Below are 2,364 nucleotides of genomic sequence, written 5' to 3'. Positions count from 1 at the left end.
CTCTAGCACGTCGCAAACAGCTGGAAAAGCAACGGATTGGGCTGGCGGCGCAGTTGCATTGGCAAGTTTAGCGACTATATTCCGGCCAAATTTTCGCGGGGCGACCGCGGCGGTATTTCACCACCCAGGAGTTTCTTGATGTTCGTTACACCGGCATACGCCCAGGGCGTCGGCGCCTCGCCAGACATGTTCATCTCGATTTTGCCGTTTGTCCTGATTTTCGTGATCATGTATTTTCTGATCATCCGGCCGCAGCGCGCGCAGCTGAAGAAGCGCCAGGAAATGCTGACGGCGGTGCGCCGCGGCGACACGGTGGTGACTGGTGGCGGCTTCATCGGCAAGGTGACCAAGGTGATCGACGACAACGAGCTGGAGATCGACCTTGGCGGCACCAAGGTGACCGCGTTGCGCTCGACGATCTCGGACGTGCGCGTCAAGGGCGAACCGGTGGCGAACCAGAACGCCAAGAAGTAGGCGAAATCCCAGCGGTGATGGCCGCGGGCAGGGTTCTGACGAACGGCGGCATATGGTCTATCTTTCGCCCCTGAAGGTCATTTTGATCGGGCTTGCCCTGATCTCGATGGTCTTCGGCGCGCCGAATGTTCTGGCCGCGGTGCCCGGTGCGCATATTGTGTTTCGCCTGGATACGGATCAGGTAAGAAGCCGCCGGCTGGAAGCCGTGCGCGACCAGATCAGGACGCTGCTTCGCGATGCAGAACCCAAGATCAGCTACAACGGCCTTGTCGTATCGGGCCCCACGGTTCAACTGCACATTGGCGATCCCGCGCAAGTCGAGATCGCCAAAGCCGCACTCAAGGCAGTAGTCGATCCTATCGCCGGCAAGGAAGGCCCGGTCCAGGAGTTTGCGCTGGACGACAGCGAGCCTGGCCTGTTGAAGCTCACCATGACCGATGCCGGCGCGAAGTATCAAACCTCTGCCGCGCTCACACAGTCGATCGAGGTCATCAAGAATCGCCTCAATGAACTTGGCGTGGCCGATCCCGCGGTCCAGTTGACGGATGGCGGCATACTGGTTCAGGCGCCAGCCGTCGCGGATTTGCACAGCCTGGCGCAAACCCTCGCTCGGCAGGGCCGACTGAGCTTCCAATTGGTTGACACTTCGATGCCTGTGGACGATGCGGTCAATGGCCAGGCGCCTGCCGGTTCAACGGTGCTGTACACGCCGGATGAACCGCCAGTTCCCTATCTGGTCGAAGACCGGGTGCTTGTCTCGGGCGACAGCGTGCTGGACGCGGAAGCGACCCACGACAGCTCGACGGAACAGTTTGTCGTCGCATTCCGGCTCGATTCCAAGGGTACGCAACGTTTCAAGTGGGCGACCACGCGCAATATCGGCAAGCCATTTGCGGTGATTTTGGACGGTCAGGTGATTTCAGCGCCTATCATCCGGGAGCCCATCGAGCACGGTACCGTGCAGATATCGGGCAATTTCACAGCCCAAAGCGCCAAGGAACTGGCCCTGTTGTTCCGCACCGGCGCGCTGCCGGCGAGATTGACAATCGTCGAGGAAGCACGATAGGGCCGGCCGTGGTCGCAACGATAACCATAGCTGACAACCGAGCCGATGGCGGAACGCTGCCGCTTGTACGCCTGAACGGATAAGAACGAATGCTCTATTTCTCGCGCCTGAAGATGATCCTGATCTGGCTCGCCGTGGCCGTCACAGTGATCCTCGCCGCGCCCAACCTCTTCCCGGCAAGCATGCTGGCGCAACTGCCGAACTGGGTGCCGAAGCGGCAGATGACGCTCGGCCTCGACCTTCAGGGCGGTTCGCACATCCTGCTCCAGATGGACCAGAACGATCTGATCAAGGATCAACTGGAGACGACACGCGACGAGATCAGGACGCTGCTGCGCGATGCCAAGATCCAATATACCGGACTTGGTGGAACGGGCCGCACCGTGCAGGTGCGCATCAACGATCCGAACCAGGTCGAAGCCGCAAAGACGGCGTTGAAGCCGATAACCAATCCGGTTACGGCCGGCCTCTTTACCGGCGGTTCCGTCCAGTCGATGACCCTGGACGATTCCGAGCCCGGATTGCTGAAGTTCACTGTCACGGATGCGGGCATCAAATACCGTACATCGACGGCGTTGTCGCAGGCGATCGAGGTGGTGGAGCGGCGCGTCAACGCGCTCGGCACGACGGAACCGATCGTGCAGCGGCAGGGTGACGATCGCATTCTGGTTCAAGTGCCCGGACTGCAAAATCCGCAAAGGCTCAAGGACATCATCGGCCAGACCGCCAAGCTGACGTTTCAGATGGTCGATACGTCCGTGCCGGTCCAGGACGCGATCAAGAACCGGCCGCCGCCCGGCGATTCGGTCCTCTATTCGCAGGAC

At 60.6% G+C, this 2,364-nt stretch carries 2 protein-coding genes and 1 pseudogene; all 3 read left to right on the top strand.

Translation table 11 applies throughout. The features are described 5' to 3' along the window. Window positions 1-138 precede the first annotated feature (138 nt). Window positions 139-474, top strand: coding sequence for a preprotein translocase subunit YajC (gene yajC, locus EOD07_RS31115; RefSeq protein WP_040981629.1), 336 nt, complete (start codon window positions 139-141; stop codon window positions 472-474). Between the two features lie 52 nt (window positions 475-526). Continuing rightward, the gene (locus EOD07_RS31110; RefSeq protein WP_127238013.1) at window positions 527-1,540 is read left to right on the top strand and encodes a hypothetical protein; all 1,014 of its coding nucleotides are present in this window, start codon (window positions 527-529) and stop codon (window positions 1,538-1,540) included. Between the two features lie 89 nt (window positions 1,541-1,629). Next, window positions 1,630-2,364, top strand: a pseudogene (locus EOD07_RS31105) (protein translocase subunit SecDF); the annotation flags it as partial.

Source organism: Mesorhizobium sp. M2C.T.Ca.TU.002.02.1.1 (genome assembly GCF_003997225.1).
Note: the sequence above shows the minus strand (reverse complement) of the source record. Positions and strands in the feature narration are given on the sequence as shown.

What these genes read in the sequence shown, in the direction of transcription:
- yajC (WP_040981629.1), top strand. Translation starts at nt 139, where the DNA reads ATGTTCGTTACACCGGCATACGCCCAGGGCGTCGGCGCCTCGCCAGAC.
- EOD07_RS31110 (WP_127238013.1), top strand. Translation starts at nt 527, where the DNA reads ATGGTCTATCTTTCGCCCCTGAAGGTCATTTTGATCGGGCTTGCCCTG.